The organism is Rhizobacter sp. Root1238, assembly GCF_001425825.1.
Classification (GTDB): Bacteria; Pseudomonadota; Gammaproteobacteria; order Burkholderiales; family Burkholderiaceae_C; genus Rhizobacter.
This window is the reverse complement of record NZ_LMDM01000045.1, coordinates 1-15,258: the sequence shown is the minus strand read 5'-3', so window position 1 is coordinate 15,258 and position 15,258 is coordinate 1. Positions and strand designations below refer to the sequence as shown.

Here is a 15,258-nt window from a genome sequence, read left to right as displayed (position 1 = left end):
GGACCCACGCGATGGCACGCCCCGCCAACACCCGCAAGGAAGAGACCCACGAGCGCATCGTCGACGCGGCAGCCCGCGCGATCCGTCGCCATGGCTATGCAGGTCTCGGCGTCGCCGAGGTGATGAAGGACGCCGGGCTGACGCACGGCGGGTTCTATGCGCACTTCGAGTCGCGCGACGCACTGCTCGTCGAAGCCCTCGAGCGCGCCGGCCGCGACAGCGCCGAATCGGTGATGCGCGCCGCCGCGCAACGCGCTGCCAAGGGCGTCAGCGCGTTCCGCGCGCTGGTCGACAGCTACCTCTCCGATCGCCACCTCGCGTCGATGGACAGCGGCTGCCCGGTGGCCGCGCTCGGCTCGGACATGCCGCGCCAGTCCGACGTCGTCCGCGACGCCTCCGCGCTGCGCGTGCGCCGCCTCGTCGAACGCGTGACCGCCGCGCTGCCCGACGCGCACCGCAGCGCCGCCGGCGCGGTCACCGGCACGCTGGTCGGCTCGTTGCAGCTGGCCCGCGCGCTCGGCGACAACGCCGAAGGTCGCGCGCTGCTCTCGAACGCGCGCCAGGCCCTGCTGCAGCACTACGACACCCCCTCCGCTTCGTCTCCCGCCTCCGCCCCTTCTTCCCGCAGGACCACCCCATGAGCATCGCCACGCCCGTCGCCATCGAGCCTGACGCCAGGCGCACTTCCCCGTGGCCGGTGTTCTGGGTCGCGAGCGTCGCGGCCTTCCTGGTGTCGCTCGACAGCACGATGCTGTATGCCGCGTTCGGCGCGCTGCGCGCCGGCTTCCCGCAGGCCAGCGCGGCCGACATGTCGTGGGTGCTGAATGCCTACACCGTCGTCTATGCGGCGATGCTGATCCCGGCCGGCGGGCTCGCCGACACGCACGGCCGCAAGCGCGTCTTCCTGTTCGGCGTCACGCTCTTCATCGCGGCCTCGGCGGCCTGCGGGCTGGCCGGCAGCGTCGGCTGGCTGATCGCCGCGCGCGTGCTGCAGGCCGTCGGCGCGGCGCTGCTGACGCCGGCCTCGCTGTCGATCGTGCTGGCCGCGTTCCCGCAGGACAAGCGCGCGTTGACCGTCAGCCTGTGGGGCGCGGTCGCCGGCTTCGCGGCCGCGGTCGGGCCGAGCCTCGGCTCGCTGGTCGTCGAGACCATCGGCTGGCCGTGGGCCTTCTTCATCAACCTGCCGATCGGCGCGCTGTCGCTGTGGCGCGGTGCCGCGCTGCTCGGCGAATCGACCCGCTCGACCACGCCGCGCAAGGTCGACGCGGTCGGCATGGCGCTGCTGATCGTCGCGGTCGGCGCGATCGCGCTGGCCATCGTCGAATCGGAATCGCCGGCCTGGACGCGCACGCAGCTGATCGGCGCCGCCGCCGCCGGCGCGGTCGCACTCGTCGCGTTCGTGATCTGGGCCGGCCATGCGCGCGATCCGCTGGTCGACCTCGGCCTGTTCCGCCACCGCACCTACAGCGCCGTCAATGCCGCGACGCTGTCGTTCGGCATCGCGTTCGCGACGATGTTCTTCGCGTTCTTCTTCTACATGGGCAACGTGTGGCACTACAGCCAGGCGCAGGCCGGCCTCGCGATCGCACCGGGCCCGCTGACGGTGATCCCGGTGGCCATCGTCACCGGCCGCCTCGCCGGGCGAATCGGCCACCGGCCCTTCCTGGTCGGCGGCGCGCTGCTCTACGCCGCGGCCGGGCTGTGGTTCATGCTCGTGCCCGGCACCGAGCCGGCCTACCTGACGCACTGGCTGCCCGGCCTGTTCCTCAGCGGCGCGAGCGTCGGCATGGTGCTGCCCTCGCTGTCGGGCGCGGCGGTCAGCAAGCTGCCGGCACAGCACTATGCGGTCGGCAGCGCGGTCAACCAGGCCACGCGCCAGATCGGCGCGGTGATCGGCGTCGCGATCACGGTGCTGCTGCTCGGCCACGGCGTCGTGCAGCGCAGCGATTTCAATGCGGTCTACGCGCTGCACATCGGCCTGGCATTGCTGACGGCGTTCCTGTGCCTGTTCGTCAACACGCGGCCCGCGCCCCGGCCGTCCTGAACCTGGCGCGAACACCGCGACGGCCCGCGCGGCGGCGATGGCCCCTCACTGCTGCGTCGGATCCAGCGCCGCCCGGACCTTCGATTGGCGCAGCGCCCCTTCGCGGAGCATCTCGCCGGCGGCGGCTGCGAACAGCGTGGGATCGACCCCCTGGTCGGCGTCCCGCTCGAGACGCTGCCACTGCTGGTTCAGCTGCTGCCTGGCGCCCTGCACGAGCAGCCGGACCTTGCGCGCGGGCGCGGCGAGCAGGGCCTTGTCGAGCTCGTCGAGCATCGCGTCCCGGCGTGACCGGCAGGTTTCCAGGAAGGTCGTGTCGGCCAGCCGGTTCGACGCCTGCTCGGGGTTGCGGTAGTTGTTGAGCTCGGTGCTGCCGGGCACCGCCTTCACGAAACCCTCCGGCTGGATCTTGGTGGCCCGGCGGCCCTCGATGGCGCTCCGCAGGTAGGCCACCACCGGCTCGATGGCCTCGACCCCCTTGAAGAACACGAACGCGGTGTTGCCCTTGTGGCCGTCGATGTCGCGCTTGTAGTCGGTGTTGACCTCGATGAAGCTCACGAACGCGGCCCACTTGCCCAGTGACGCGCGGACGCTGTCTTCGTCGGCCGATCCGGTGACGCCGACGATGACCAGCCCCACTTCGCCGGTGTTGCGCGACACCGTCCGAACCGCGTCGACCGGCGGGCTGTCCACCACGACCTCGCGGGCGCGATAGGCATCGCGGGCGGCCTTGACCTTGGCCTGCTCGCCCGCCAGGTGCTTGGGAACGAACTCGACGGCACCGAGGTCGTCGACACCGAAGGTCTGCTGCATGGCGTCTTCGGAATGGGCTTCGCTGTAGTCGTTCTGCCCCATCCTGGCGAGGTCGATCTCCACCTTGCCATAGGGCGAGTCGTAAGTGCCGCGCGATGTCGACGTCGCCATGTGCTTCGACGAGGTCGCCGACAGGAATCGCCCATACCCCCGGATCTGGCCGATCACCATCTGGTTGTAGTCGATCGACTGGCCTTCGTGGAAGCCCGGACCGTAGTCCCTGGCCTCCTTGCCGGACAGCGAGGCGTCGGGGTCGAGCTTGGTCGGCATCGACTGGTTGGCCAGCAGCGCCAACGCGTCTTCATAGCGGATCGCGCGAGACACGAAGCGCGGCATGAAGCTGCCGGCGATGTCCTCGACGTACTCCTTGTTCGTTCCGCGGTGCCGGTACACCGCCGACCCGCCTTCCACCAGCGGACCGGACACCTGCTCGAAACGCGCAGCGCCGAAGTAGAAGGTGCCGAGGTCGTAGTCGCGGTGCTCGAAGTTCCGGACGCTGACCGCTTCGGTGCTCGCATCGTCGTCGACGTCGACCTCCAGGTCCAGGTCGTACTTGCCCGCGACCTCGTCCAACGCCGTCTCGATGTCGCTGCGCGAACGGCGGTTGATGGTGAGGAGGTTCTGCTCGTGCTCGTACAGGCGCTTGTAGCGCAGGCCGGCAGCCAGCGTTTCGGCCTGCTTCGCGTTGAGGGCCCGGCTGCGGATCATCGTGGCCACGTCGTCCGGCGCGAAATGCTCGCGCAGCGCCAGCGACTGCACGTCGTTCAGGGTGTTGTTCTGCAGCGCGCCGGTCAGCACGCCCAGCACGTCGCGGATGCGCTTCAGCTCGGCGTGGAGCAGCACGTCGAGCATGTCCTTGTCGTGCCGGCGCTCTTCCTGGATGCGTGCCACGTGCCTGCCCAGCGCTGCATGGGCCTGCTTGATGGTCAGCGGCGTGCCCGTGGCCAGGGTGCTGCTTTCGAACACGTACTTGTCGGCCCCTTCCCGGCCCTGCGGACCGCGCCCGTCGGCAAGGCGCTGTTCCGCAAAGCGCGCGCCCTGCGGCGGCGGGTGCCCGTTGCGCACATGCGTCGCCGCCGGCAACCAGTCGCTGGTCGCCTGGCCGTCGTCGAATCGATAGAGGTCGTCGTCGCCGACACGCCGGGCAAGCCGCACCGTCCACAGGCGACCGTCGATGGGCGCGTCCTGCGTGTAGGTCGGACCGTCGTCCTGCCGCTGCCATTGGCGCTGCACGACCGGCCCGTACGCGGCACCGAACGCGGCCTGCAGTTCGCGGCGCTGCGCCACCATGCGTTCGGTGTCCGCAATCGCGCCGGCCCACGGCCCCGGCGCGGGATCGGGCCGTGCCTTCGGCTCGGCAGCAGCGGCTCGCCGGCCGGTCGGACCCGGCGTCTTCGAGGGCTCGGCCTTCATTCGCTCCTTCCACTCGCCGTCGGGGGCAAGTCAATGCGACCTGAATGCTGCCCGTGGGCGCAGCGGCCGCCTATCAGCCTGGCGCTGATATTCGACGGCGTGGAATCCGGGGGTCAGGCCGGGGCGCGCTGTTCCGCCTTCGCGACGGCGAACTCGAGGAACGCGCGCAGCCGGCCGGCCTGCCGCAGGTCCTGGTGGTAGCCGGCCCAGACCTCGCGGCCGGGCGGCGGCTCGGCCCGCGCGATGCGGCGCAGCCCGGGCATCGGTTCGGCCAGCACGCAGGGCAGCACCGCCACGCCGGCACCGGCCGCGCACAGCCGCGCCTGCACTTCGCGGCTGTTGCTGCCGAACACCGTGCGGGCCTCGGGGAAGCTGCGCTTCAGCCAGGCCACGTCGGGCATGTCGTCGAAGGCGCTGTCCATCGTCACCAGCCGCAGGCCCTTGCCGCGGCGCGGCAACGGCCCCGGCCGGCTGCGCGCGGCGTACAGCCCGTAATCGAGGTGCATGAAGCGCCGCTGCACCACCTCGGGTTCGCTGAACGGCGCGATGCGGAACACCAGGTCGGCCTCGCGGCGCGCCAGGTTGAACAGCCGGCTGTCGGTGACCAGTTCGATCGACACCTCCGGGTGCCGCGCCATGAACTCGGCGCACCACGGCGCGAGCACGTGCACGCCGAACCAGTCGGACGACGAGATCCGCAGCAGGCCGCTCAGCGCGACCTGCCCGCCGGCCAGCCGGCGCTCGATCGCCAGCGCCTCTTCTTCGATGCGCTGCGCATGCTGCAGCACCGACTGCCCTTCCTCGGTCAGCACGAAGCCGGCGCTGCCGCGCTGGAACAGCTTCTGGCCGAGCGCGGCCTCGAGCGCGCGCAGGCGCCGGCCCATCGTCGGCTGCGTCTGCCCGACCTGCCGCGCGGCACCGCCGAGCGACCCCTCGCGCGCCACCGCGAGGAACACCTTCACGTCGCTCCACTCCATCTCGCCCTCATGCGTTTTCGTATGAACAGCGTGCATTCTTGTCGATTGATGAACGTTTGTGAATGAACAACACTGGTCGCATCAACTCCTGGAGAACACCATGTCGTCGTCATTCACCCTTCCATCGATCACCACCGCCGCCGTCGTCGATGCGGCCGGCGCGCCCTTCGTCGTGCGGGAACAGCCGATGCCGTCGGTGGCTGCCGGCCAGGTCCTGGTGCAAGTGCGCGCCAGCGGCCTGAACCCGCTCGACGCGAAGATCCGCGCCGGCCAGGCCGCCCATGCGCGGCAGCCGCTGCCGGCGGTGCTGGGCATCGACATGGCCGGCACCGTGCGCGCGGTCGGCACCGGGGTGTCGCACCTGCAGCCGGGCGACGAGGTGTTCGGCATGGTCGGCGGCGTCGGCGGGCATGCCGGCACGCTCGCCGGCTTCATTGCGGTCGACGCGCGCCTGCTGGCGCTGCGGCCGACAGCCTTGTCGGCACGCGAGGCCGCGGTGCTGCCGCTGGTCACCATCACCGCATGGGAAGGGCTGGTCGACCGCGCCCGCGTGCAGCCCGGCCACCGGGTGCTGGTGCATGGCGGCGCCGGCGGCGTCGGGCACATCGCGGTGCAGCTGGCGCGCGCGCACGGCGCCGAGGTGTGGGCGACCGGCAGCGCGGCGCAGCTCGATGCCATCCACCGGCTTGGCGCGACGCCGATCGACCATGCCGCGACGCCGCCGGAGCGCTATGTGGCCGAGGCCACCGCCGGCGCCGGCTTCGACGTGGTGTTCGACACCGTCGGCGGCGCGGTGCTCGACGCGTCGTTCCTCGCGGCGCGCCGCTACACCGGTCATGTCGTCAGCAGCCTCGGCTGGGGCACGCATGCGCTGGCGCCGCTGTCGTTCCGCGGCGCGACCTACTCCGGCGTGTTCACGCTGCTGCCGCTGCTGACCGGCGAAGGGCTCGACCACCATGGCGAGATCCTTGGCCACGCCGCGCGGCTGGCCGCCGAAGGGAAGCTGCGGCCGATGCTGGACGCGCAGCGATTCACGCTGGCCGATGTGGACGCGGCCCACGCGCGCATGGCCGGTGGCCACGCCCGCGGCAAGGTCGCGATCGACATCGGCGAGGCCTGAGCGGCCTGAAAGAGGGCGGGCCGCGCGCCTCAGCGCTGCGGGTACTCGAGCTCCGGGTACCAGTCGACGCCGCGGCCCTCGGGCGTCATGTCGAGCACGATCCAGATCGGCATCACCTCGGGCGCCCCGCGCGGGTCCTGGCCGGGGTCCGCGCTTTCGGGTCCCATCTCGTCGCCCCAGGTGTGCCGGATGACGCCGTCGCGGCGCGTGAAGACGTTGAAGCCGGCGTTGTCGGACGCGCTGGCCGGGTCTTCGTTGGCGTAGTCGCGGTTGAAGTCGTTGCCGCCCGACGAGTACAGGCGCAGGTGGCGCCAGCCGCGCTCGTTCTTGAAAGCGGTGATGCGCGCGATCGGTGAGCGCGCGATCACCGCGAACGACACGCGCTGCAGCATGTCGGGCATCTCGCCGTCGAACGCGCCGAGCATCGAGGTGCACATCGGGCACGGCCGCTTGCGCTGTGGTCCGTACATGAAGTTGTAGGTGACCAGCGTGTCGTGCTCGCCGAACATCTGCGACAGCGTGACCGGGCCCTGCTCGCCGTCGAAGCGGTAGTCGTGCGGCACGACGCCGCCCGGCGGCAGCGCTCGGCGCTGCGCGGCGACGCGCTCGTTCAGGCGGCGCAGCTCGATCTCCTGCTCGAGCAGGGCATTGCGCGCGGCGCGGTATTCGGGGGTTTCGCCGGGGAAGCGGCGCTTCGACTGGGCCAGGTCCTTGGCGGGGCGGAGGGTGGGCTGGGCGGTCATGGGCATCTCCAGGGTGAGGTGACATGAAGACGACGATCGGCGCGGGCCGGAATCGACCGCGCGAGCGACTTTTTTCGACCGCGCCTGCGCGTCTTGCCGAAAGTCAGCTCGCCTGTTGGCCGATGGCCCGTTCATACACCGCCAGGTCGCCCGGCGAGAAGCAGCAGAACACCACCTCCGTCAACGCGGGACACTGCGTCAGATGGCCTCGCACGGTGCGGACCGCCACCTGCGCCGCGAGTTCGACCGGATAGCCGTAGATGCCGGTGCTGATGCTCGGAAACGCCAGCGACCTGGCGTCTTTCGAAGCAGCGACTTCGAGCGACCTCCGGTAGCAGGACGCCAGCAGGTCCGCCTCACCGTGCTCGCCACCCCGCCAGACCGGGCCGACGGTGTGGACGATGTACTTCGCCTGGAGCCGGTAGCCTTTCGTCAGCTTCGCATCGCCCGTCTTGCAGCCGCCGAGCAGTCGGCACTCATGAATGAGTTCCGGGCCGGCCGCGCGGTGGATCGCGCCATCCACGCCCCCTCCGCCCAGCAGCGACGAGTTCGCGGCGTTGACGATCACGTCGACGGCGAGGGTGGTGATGTCGGCGCGAAGGGCACGGAGCGTTGCAGGCATGGGCGTGCAGTCTACCGATGCGACTGCGCCAGCACCGCCGTGCCATACACCGGCTTCAGCACTGGCCCGAACGCGTAGTCAACCATCATCTGCAGGTAGCCCTCCGGGTGGCGGGTCGACAGGCGGCTGCCGTCCGCGATGCCGTCGGCACGCCGAGGCCGCAGCACGCGAGCCCCGCCATCGCCACCAGCGCGCACACCGAAAGAATGCTTCGTTCAGCCATCCTGGTTCTGCTCCAGCCATTGACGTGGTGAGTGGCCCACCCGCTGGCTGAACAGGCGCGACAACGCCGAAGCGTTGGCGTAGCCCAGTTCGTCGGCGATGGCCTTGACCTGGCGGCCCTGGCGCAGCTGCGACTGCGTCAGGCTGAGCCGCCAGTCGGCGAGGTACCCGGCCGGCGGCTGGCCGACCACGGCCTTGAATGCGACGGCGAACGCGCTGCGCGACATGCCGGCCACGGCCGCCATCGCCGCCAGGCTCCACGGCGCGCCGGGCGCGTTGTGCAGCGCCACCAGCGCACGCGCCAGCCGCGGATCGGACAGCCCCGTCAGCAGCCCCTGCGGCATGCCGGCCTCGGCCGGGTGGTCGATCAGCCAGCGCAGCAGCTGGATCAGCACCACCTCGAACAGGCGATCGGCCAGCAGGCGCTGGCCGCAGCGCAGCCGCTCGGCCTCGCCGAACAGCAGCGCAAGCGCCGGCTCCAGCCCGTCGACGCGCGACAGCGGCAGCACGATCAACGGCGGCAGCGCGCGCACCAGCGGGTTGCGGTCGCCGCCATCGAACTCCAGCTCGGCGCAGACGAAGTCCGAGCCGTCCACCGGCGGATTGCGGAACGCATGCGACAGCGGCCGCGGGTAGAACAACAGCGTCGGCTCGGCGACGACGATGCGCCGCGGCAATTGCGTCTTCGCGCCGTGGCGCAGCTCCATCTCGCCGCGCCGCATCACGTGCAGGAAGCCGCGGCCGGGCTCGGCCGGGAAGTGCGTGGTGCCGCACAGCGGGCCGTGGTGGAACAGCCGCGCGCGCACCTTGAATCGCTCCAGCAAGCCGGAGAGGCGATCGATCGGGGCCGGGTCGGGGTGGTTCATGCGGCGGATGCGCGACCTGGACGATCAGGCATGTCATCAGGACGATAAGTGCCCAATGGTACAGCCTGGCGACGCACACTGGCGACCAGCAGCTGCCGAACACCCTCCCGACCTCTCCACCTCTCAAAGGAAATCCGCCATGTCCCGCGTCCAACTGATCGATCCCTCGACCACTGACGGCGAGCGCAAGCACGTGCTCGACCAGATCCACGGCGCCTTCGGCACCACGCCGGCGATGTTCCGCGCCGTCGCCAACTCCCCTGCCGCGCTGAAGAGCCTGTGGGGCAGCTTCGGCGCGCTGGGCGGCGGCGCGATCCCGGTGAAGCTCGGCGAGCAGATCGCCGTCGCGGTGGCCGACCGCAATGCCTGCGAGTACTGCCTGGCCGCCCACACCGCCCTCGGTCGCAAGGCCGGCGCCACCAGCGAAGAAATGACGGCCGCGCAGCACGGCGAATCGGCCGATCCGAAGACGGCCGTCGCGCTACGCTTCGTGCTGAAGCTGGTCAACGAGCGCGGGCAGGTCGGCGACGCCGATGTGCAGGCGCTGCGCGGCGCGGGCTTCGACGACGAACAGGTCGTCGAGATCGTCGCCCACGTCGCGCTGAACCTGTTCACCAACTACGTCAACGTGGCCCTCGCGGTGCCGGTCGATTTCCCGGCCGTCAAGCTGCGCCGCACCGCAGCCTGACCTTCGTCGTCAGGAGTCGTACGCGATGCGCGCCCCCGACCCCGGCGGCGCGCAGGTGTACGTCGCCTCCTGACCCGGCACCGTCGCCAGCGCCCGCACGGCGGCATCGCTGCGCTGGCTGCCGTCGGACGCGACGAAGGCCTGCGCGGTCGGGTTGTAGAGCAGCCCGCGCGACACGCCGCCTTCGACGATGCGCACCACCAGGCTGCACTCGGTGGTCGCGCCACCCAGCTCCTTCGACGTGAACGGCGTGGCCGCACGCTGCAGCAGCAGGTTGATGCGGCCGGCCACCGCCGCGGCATTGCCGCTGTTCAGCGTGACCTGCTGCCCGACGATCGGCGCGAGGTCGCTGTCGAAAGCCATCATGAAGTCGACCACGTCGCGCCGCGTCGCATCCGGGTCCACGATCGGGAAGCCGACCGTGAGCTGCGGGTTGAACACCTTCGCGGTGAAGAAGCGGAACAGCGTGTCCACCGAGCCGTCGTTGACGAAGCCGAAACCGCGAACCTGGTCGCCCAGGAAGCCGGTGTCGGGCGCGCCGAAGAACTCCACCCGCGGCGAGCCGAACATGCCGACCTTCTGGTACATGTTGCGCAGGTGCGGGATCTTCACGATCTGCGTGATGCCCTCGAAGCTCGCGCGCCCGCCGGTGCCGAAGAAGCCGCTGGCCGGATCGAGCCGGTGGCAACCCTCGCAGGTGAACGCCGTCTGGTTCGGCACCAGCCCGCCGAGCGCGCCGAGGTCGATGCCGTCCGACGGCCGCGTGCCGCTGTAGAAGCTGCGCCCGCGCTGCTGCGACGCGGTCAGCGTGTTGTCGAGCTTGCGGATCGGGTTCGGCGGCAGCATCACCGGCAGCTGGAAGTCGGCGAACTGCTGCATCTCGGCCTCGCTCAGCGGCGCGGTGCCGCCCAGCAGCCCCTCGAAGGCCACCGCGAAGTTCTTGAACGACAGCGTGCTGTCGGTGCCGCTGCTGCCGAACAGTCCGGTCGCGCGGTCGCCACGCCAGTGCATCGCGCCGGAGTTGCGCATGCCGCGCAGCGTCTGCGTCGTCATCGGCCCCTTCATCGGGTGGAACTCGTTGGCGTTGTCGCTGCCGTTGACCGGCGACTTGACGCCGAACAGCACCTTGCCGAGCGCGATCTCCAGCGGCGACGCCAGGTTCTTCACGATCGGGTTGTTGGTGACGCGGTCGTCGGGGTTGCCGAGGTCCCAGGCCAGGTCGTCCGCATCGCCGAAGGTGTGGCAGCTCGCGCACGAGGCCTCGCCGTTGGCCGAGAAGCGGCGCGCGTCGTACAGGAACGGCCGGCCGGTGCGCACCGCGGCCGGCTCGGGGTTCTTCATCGCGACCGACGACAGCGTCGCCCGCGTGGCCAGGTCGACCACCTTGACCGCGTTGTCGAAACGCGTGGTGACGTAGAGGCGGCCGCGCGCCTCGTCGAGCACCAGCCCGCTCGGGCCGCCGCCGGCCAGCTCGATGTAGCGCGCGCTCGCGCTGCGCGGATCGAAGCTGTCGTTCTCGAGCGAAGCCGTGTCGAACACGCCGATGCGGCTGGAGCCGAAGGCCGCGACGTACAGCGTGCGGCCGTCGCCGGTGACCACCATGTCGAGCGGCATCGCCAGCGAATGGTTCTTCATCGACCAGTCGAAACCCGCGTTGCCCGGCAGCTTCGAATAGTCGATGTGCTTGTTCAGGTGGCGCGGCGACGCGCTCGCGCCCGACAGCACCGTGATGCGCGTCTGCGCCAGCTTGCCCTGCACCGTGTGGCCGGCGTAGGTGCCGGGGCCTTCGAAGCGGGCCTCGTTGATGGCCTCGGTGTTCGACACGTAGACCGCGCCGCTGACCGGGTTGGTCACCATGTTGAACAGCACCGTGCCGACGCCCGACCAGGCGGTCTTCTGCGCCAGCGTGTTGGCATCGACGGCGAACACGTCGCGGTCGGGCAGGCGGAACTGCACCGCGTTGTTCCAGTTGCGGTGCAACTCGTCCTCCCAGCGCTGGGTGGCCTTGTTGAACTTGACGATCAGGCCGACCTCGGGCGCCTGCTTGCCTTCGAAGTTGGTCTTCGGGCCCGGGTTGCCCCCCGGCACGATCTTGAAATTCGGACCCAGGCAGGGCAGGTTCGGGTTGAAGCCGCCGCAGATCATGCCCGCCAGCACGGTGGTGGTCTGGTTGCCGGACTTGAAGGCGGCCACGTAGACGGTGCTGCGGTCGGGGCTCACCGCCAGCGCGCGCGGCGTGTCGCTGAAGAACGTCATGATGCGCAGCGGCAGGCCGCCGAACGCGCTTCCGAGGCTCGCCGGGTTGAACACCCACACGTCGGCCCGGCCGATGCCTGGCGTCGTGAGCTGCGGGTCGCCGGCGCCGGGCACGCCGGCGAGCGACGGGTCGCTGCGCTGCTGGCCGCGGTGCGCGGTGGTGATGAAGGCGCGCTCGGGGTTGCCGGCGAACACGACGTCGCGCGGCTCGTCGCCGACCAGCAGCGTGCGCACCACGCGCGGCGTGCCGCCGAGGTCGACGATGCTGACGCTGTCGGACAGGTGGTTCACGACCCACACCTCGGTGTTGCCGCGCACCGCGACCGAGACCGGTTCCAGCCCGACCGGCACGCGCGCGACGAGCAGCGGCGCGGCACCGGCGATGTTGAACACGTCGAGCGTGTTGTTGGGCGTGTTCGCGACGAACAGCCGCGTGCGGTCGGGCGACATCGCCATCGGCCGCACCGGGCCGCTTTCGAACTGCATGAACGATGGCGTTTGGGCATGCGCTGGTGCAGACCAGAGCGCCACGAACAGGGCCAGCGTGAAAGCCAACGACGACAGCAACAACGACAGGATGGGCCGCGGCCTGCCCCGACCCGGCATGGGATGCGCTTGCATGTGGTGTCTCCTTGTTTCTTTGTTGGATGCGGCCTGCCTCGACGGTGGCTCGCGGATGGATCGTAGGCAGCGCCTGCCCGCCGCGCCCCCTCCGCCGGGAGGGGGCGCGCTACACTCCCGCGCCCCTGCCAGGGTTCACCCTCCCCGGCCGTCCGCGATGTCAGAAACGACGATCGAGCCCCCGCTGCTGGCGCCTTCCAGCGTCTCGCGCCCTGCCCTGATGGCGCGGCTCGATGCCGCGTCCAAACTGCGCCTCGTGCTGGTGGCCGCGCCGGCCGGCTCCGGCAAGACGAGCCTGCTGACCCAGTGGTTCCGCCAGCGCCGGCAGCGGCGGACAGCAGCGTGGCTGACGTTGGACGGGCCGCTCCCCGGTGCACAGGCGTTGGCCACGCGGCTGCTGTCCAGCCTGGCGGCGGCCGGCGTGCAGCCCGGCACGCCGCTTTCTGCCGATGGCGCCGTGCCGACCCTGCAAGCCCTGCTCGCGCAACGCAGCGGCGACCTGGTGATCGTCATCGACGACGTGCACCACGCGCAGGATGCCGCCTGCCTCGGCTTGATCGACACGCTGCTGGCGGCCTGCGCGCCCGGCGTGCACTGGGTGCTGTCGGGCCGCTGCGTGCCGGCGCTGAACCTGCCGGCCTGGCGGTTGCGCGACCAGCTGGAAGTGCTCGACGGCGGCGACCTCGCGTTCGACGCCGCACAGATCGTGCAGCTGGGCCGCAAGCTGATGGCCGAGCCACCGAGCCGGGCGCAGGCCGAGCGCCTGCTGGCGACCACGCAGGGTTGGACGGCCGGCGTCAAGCTCGGCCTGCTGGCGCTGGCCGCGCGCTCGAACGAGGCGGGCGGGCTCGATGCCGCGCTGGCCGATTTCGACGGCGGCCATGTCGACCTGGCCGCCTACCTGCAGCGCGAGGTGCTGAGCGAGCAGGACGCGCCGCTGCAGGAGTTCCTGGTCTCGACCAGCGTCGTGGATGCGATGACCGGCGAGCTGTGCGATGCGCTGCTCGGCCGCGACGGCTCGCAGGCGGTGCTGGAGAAGCTGGAGCGCCACCAGCTGTTCGTCACCGCGCAGGACAGCCACGGGCTGGCCTTCCGTTACCACCCGTTGTTCCTCGGCTTCCTGCGCAGCCGGCTGGCGGCCGACCCGGCGCGCCAGCGCGCGTTGCAGGCCCGAGCCAGCCACTGGTTCGCGGCGCAGTTGCGCTTTGCCGAGGCGTTGGCACATGCATTCCGGTCCGGCGAACCGACGTGGTGTGCGGAGCTGGTGGAGCGGGCCGCCGCGCGCTGGCTGCAATCGGGCGACATCGCCGAGGTCGTGCAGTGGTGCGAGCGGTTGCCGCCGCCGCAACTGCAGGCACGTCCCGCGCTCGGCGTGACCTTCACGACCTGCCTGGTGCTGTGCCGGCGCTTCGACGAGGCACGCGCGATGCTGCGCCAACTGGCCGGCAACCCGGCCACGCGTGCCGGCGCGCCGTTCAGCTACCACCTGCGCACGCTGCAGCAGATCCTGCAGGCGCTGCTCGGCGAGCCGGCGGCGCTGGTCGACGAGACGCCGGCGGCCGACGAGAGCGATGGCGATGCGCAGCTGCGCGGGCTGCAACTCGTCAACCGGGCCTATGCGCTGTTCTGCGCCCACCGCTTCGATGCAGCGTGGCGGCTCGCGATGCGCGCGCGCGAGATCCTGCAGCCGATCAGCCCGTACGGCGAAGGCTATGCCAGCAGCCTGCTGGCGCTGATCGAGCGGGCGAAGGGCGATTTCGGTTCGGCCGCGCGCCGCGTGGAGGCGTTGTGGGCCGGCGCGCGCAACGGCCCGCGCAACGCGGCCTGGGCCAACGCGGCGACGGCGCTCGCGGTGCTGCGCTACGAGACCAACCGGCTGCCCGAGGCGCGCGCGTTGTGCGAGGAACTGCTGCCGCGCGTCGAGGCCGGCGGCACCTACGAGACGCTGGTGGCCGCCACGCGCACGCTGGCCCGCGTGCACGCCGCCGAGCGCGAGCCCGAGGCCGCGATGCGCCTGCTCGACTACCTGCACGGCGTGCTCGGCGGCAGCCACGAGCGGCGCTTCGCGGCGCAGGTGGGCTTCGACAAGGTGCGGCTGTGGCTGGCGCAGGGCGAGCCGGTGCGGGCGCGCGATTGCGCGGCGGAGTTCGGCATCGTCGACGGCAGCGAGTGGCGCGATGCGCGGCCCTACGACGAAGCCTGGGAGCGGCGCGGCATGGCCCATGCCGCACTGCTGTCGCATGCGCAGCGGCACGACGATGCCCGGGCGGTGCTGCAGGTGCTGCGCGGCAGCGCCGAAGCGGCCGGCCATGTGCTGCGCCTGCATGCCATCGAGGCGGCGCTGGCCAGCAACCTGTGGGAGACCGGCTCGCGCGACGAGGCGTTGCAATGCCTGCACCAGTCGCTGCTGCGCGCCCGCGGCCACGCGCCGTCGCGCAGCTGGTTCGACGACAACCCGCGTTTCCACGAGGTGCTGGTGGCTGCGTTGCAGGTGCCGACGATGCGCAGGCTGATGCCCGAGCACGTGCTGCGCGTGTTCGGCGCCGCGCTCGGGCGCAGCGAGGCGCGGCCTGCGCATGCGGTGGATGCGCTGACCGCGCGCGAGCTGGAGGTGCTGGCGCTGCTGGCCCAGGGGCTGAGCAACCAGCAGATCAGCGCGCGGGCGCAGATCTCGATGACCACCGTGAAGTGGCACGTGAAGAACATCTTCGCGAAGCTGGGAGTGGGGACGCGGGTCGGAGCGCTGGTTCGGGCGCGGGCTTTGCGCTTGGTCTAGGGGCGCGTCGCGGTGGGTGAGGGGATGGGCTGGGGGCTCATGCTGGGGCGGTCGACGGGCCCCCTGGGGGCCCGTCGACTCCACTGCGAAGATCGGCTTT

At 71.2% G+C, this 15,258-nt stretch carries 12 protein-coding genes; 5 read left to right on the top strand and 7 right to left on the bottom strand.

Annotation, left to right across the window (positions count from 1 at the left end; translation table 11 throughout):
* Window positions 1-11 precede the first annotated feature (11 nt).
* Complete coding sequence (locus tag ASC98_RS23115) at window positions 12-641, top strand: TetR/AcrR family transcriptional regulator (protein WP_056814887.1); 630 nt, start codon at window positions 12-14, stop codon at window positions 639-641.
* The gene (locus tag ASC98_RS23110) at window positions 638-2,044 is read left to right on the top strand and encodes an MFS transporter (RefSeq protein WP_056814883.1); all 1,407 of its coding nucleotides are present in this window, start codon (window positions 638-640) and stop codon (window positions 2,042-2,044) included. Before ASC98_RS23115 ends, ASC98_RS23110 begins: the two co-directional genes overlap by 4 nt.
* 45 nt (window positions 2,045-2,089) lie before the next feature.
* Here the strand turns inward: ASC98_RS23110 and ASC98_RS23105 are convergent, their stop codons facing one another.
* Together ASC98_RS23105 and ASC98_RS23100 are read right to left on the bottom strand one after the other, a co-directional pair.
* On the bottom strand, window positions 2,090-4,267 hold the full coding sequence (locus ASC98_RS23105; protein WP_056814880.1) for a hypothetical protein: 2,178 nt from the start codon (window positions 4,265-4,267) through the stop codon (window positions 2,090-2,092).
* A 113-nt stretch (window positions 4,268-4,380) separates the two neighbouring features.
* Window positions 4,381-5,244: a LysR family transcriptional regulator gene (locus tag ASC98_RS23100; RefSeq protein ID WP_056814877.1), complete on the bottom strand. Its 864-nt coding sequence runs from the start codon at window positions 5,242-5,244 to the stop codon at window positions 4,381-4,383.
* 100 nt (window positions 5,245-5,344) lie between these two features.
* Here ASC98_RS23100 and ASC98_RS23095 point away from each other — a divergent pair, with 100 nt between their 5' ends.
* Window positions 5,345-6,364, top strand: coding sequence for a zinc-dependent alcohol dehydrogenase family protein (locus ASC98_RS23095; protein WP_056814873.1), 1,020 nt, complete (start codon window positions 5,345-5,347; stop codon window positions 6,362-6,364).
* 29 nt (window positions 6,365-6,393) lie between these two features.
* Here ASC98_RS23095 and ASC98_RS23090 read toward each other — a convergent pair whose 3' ends face one another.
* From ASC98_RS23090 to ASC98_RS23080, 4 genes are all read right to left on the bottom strand, one after another.
* Window positions 6,394-7,107, bottom strand: a complete 714-nt coding sequence (locus ASC98_RS23090) for a DUF899 family protein (RefSeq protein ID WP_056814869.1) — start codon at window positions 7,105-7,107, stop codon at window positions 6,394-6,396.
* A 103-nt stretch (window positions 7,108-7,210) separates the two neighbouring features.
* Entirely contained in the window at window positions 7,211-7,729 is a 519-nt protein-coding gene (locus ASC98_RS23085; RefSeq protein ID WP_056814867.1) for an O-acetyl-ADP-ribose deacetylase, read from the bottom strand.
* A gap of 11 nt (window positions 7,730-7,740) precedes the next feature.
* A complete protein-coding gene (locus ASC98_RS30795) occupies window positions 7,741-7,896 on the bottom strand; it encodes a hypothetical protein (RefSeq protein WP_157598061.1) in 156 nt (51 codons plus the stop codon).
* A gap of 48 nt (window positions 7,897-7,944) precedes the next feature.
* Window positions 7,945-8,817, bottom strand: coding sequence for an AraC family transcriptional regulator (locus ASC98_RS23080; protein WP_056814863.1), 873 nt, complete (start codon window positions 8,815-8,817; stop codon window positions 7,945-7,947).
* Between the two features lie 139 nt (window positions 8,818-8,956).
* Here ASC98_RS23080 and ASC98_RS23075 point away from each other — a divergent pair, with 139 nt between their 5' ends.
* On the top strand, window positions 8,957-9,505 hold the full coding sequence (locus ASC98_RS23075; RefSeq protein ID WP_056814861.1) for a carboxymuconolactone decarboxylase family protein: 549 nt from the start codon (window positions 8,957-8,959) through the stop codon (window positions 9,503-9,505).
* A gap of 9 nt (window positions 9,506-9,514) precedes the next feature.
* Here the strand turns inward: ASC98_RS23075 and ASC98_RS23070 are convergent, their stop codons facing one another.
* Window positions 9,515-12,247 (bottom strand): YncE family protein, encoded by a 2,733-nt coding sequence (locus ASC98_RS23070; protein ID WP_200957070.1) that lies wholly within the window; start codon window positions 12,245-12,247, stop codon window positions 9,515-9,517.
* A 292-nt stretch (window positions 12,248-12,539) separates the two neighbouring features.
* Here ASC98_RS23070 and ASC98_RS32165 point away from each other — a divergent pair, with 292 nt between their 5' ends.
* Window positions 12,540-15,158 carry a LuxR C-terminal-related transcriptional regulator gene (locus ASC98_RS32165; protein WP_162249308.1) on the top strand — a complete coding sequence of 873 codons (2,619 nt, stop codon included), beginning with the start codon at window positions 12,540-12,542 and terminating at the stop codon, window positions 15,156-15,158.
* Window positions 15,159-15,258: the final 100 nt, after the last annotated feature.

What these genes read in the sequence shown, in the direction of transcription:
- ASC98_RS23115 (WP_056814887.1), top strand. Translation starts at nt 12, where the DNA reads ATGGCACGCCCCGCCAACACCCGCAAGGAAGAGACCCACGAGCGCATC.
- ASC98_RS23110 (WP_056814883.1), top strand. Translation starts at nt 638, where the DNA reads ATGAGCATCGCCACGCCCGTCGCCATCGAGCCTGACGCCAGGCGCACT.
- ASC98_RS23105 (WP_056814880.1), bottom strand. Translation starts at nt 4,267, where the DNA reads ATGAAGGCCGAGCCCTCGAAGACGCCGGGTCCGACCGGCCGGCGAGCC.
- ASC98_RS23100 (WP_056814877.1), bottom strand. Translation starts at nt 5,244, where the DNA reads ATGGAGTGGAGCGACGTGAAGGTGTTCCTCGCGGTGGCGCGCGAGGGG.
- ASC98_RS23095 (WP_056814873.1), top strand. Translation starts at nt 5,345, where the DNA reads ATGTCGTCGTCATTCACCCTTCCATCGATCACCACCGCCGCCGTCGTC.
- ASC98_RS23090 (WP_056814869.1), bottom strand. Translation starts at nt 7,107, where the DNA reads ATGACCGCCCAGCCCACCCTCCGCCCCGCCAAGGACCTGGCCCAGTCG.
- ASC98_RS23085 (WP_056814867.1), bottom strand. Translation starts at nt 7,729, where the DNA reads ATGCCTGCAACGCTCCGTGCCCTTCGCGCCGACATCACCACCCTCGCC.
- ASC98_RS23080 (WP_056814863.1), bottom strand. Translation starts at nt 8,817, where the DNA reads ATGAACCACCCCGACCCGGCCCCGATCGATCGCCTCTCCGGCTTGCTG.
- ASC98_RS23075 (WP_056814861.1), top strand. Translation starts at nt 8,957, where the DNA reads ATGTCCCGCGTCCAACTGATCGATCCCTCGACCACTGACGGCGAGCGC.
- ASC98_RS23070 (WP_200957070.1), bottom strand. Translation starts at nt 12,247, where the DNA reads ATGCAGTTCGAAAGCGGCCCGGTGCGGCCGATGGCGATGTCGCCCGAC.
- ASC98_RS32165 (WP_162249308.1), top strand. Translation starts at nt 12,540, where the DNA reads ATGTCAGAAACGACGATCGAGCCCCCGCTGCTGGCGCCTTCCAGCGTC.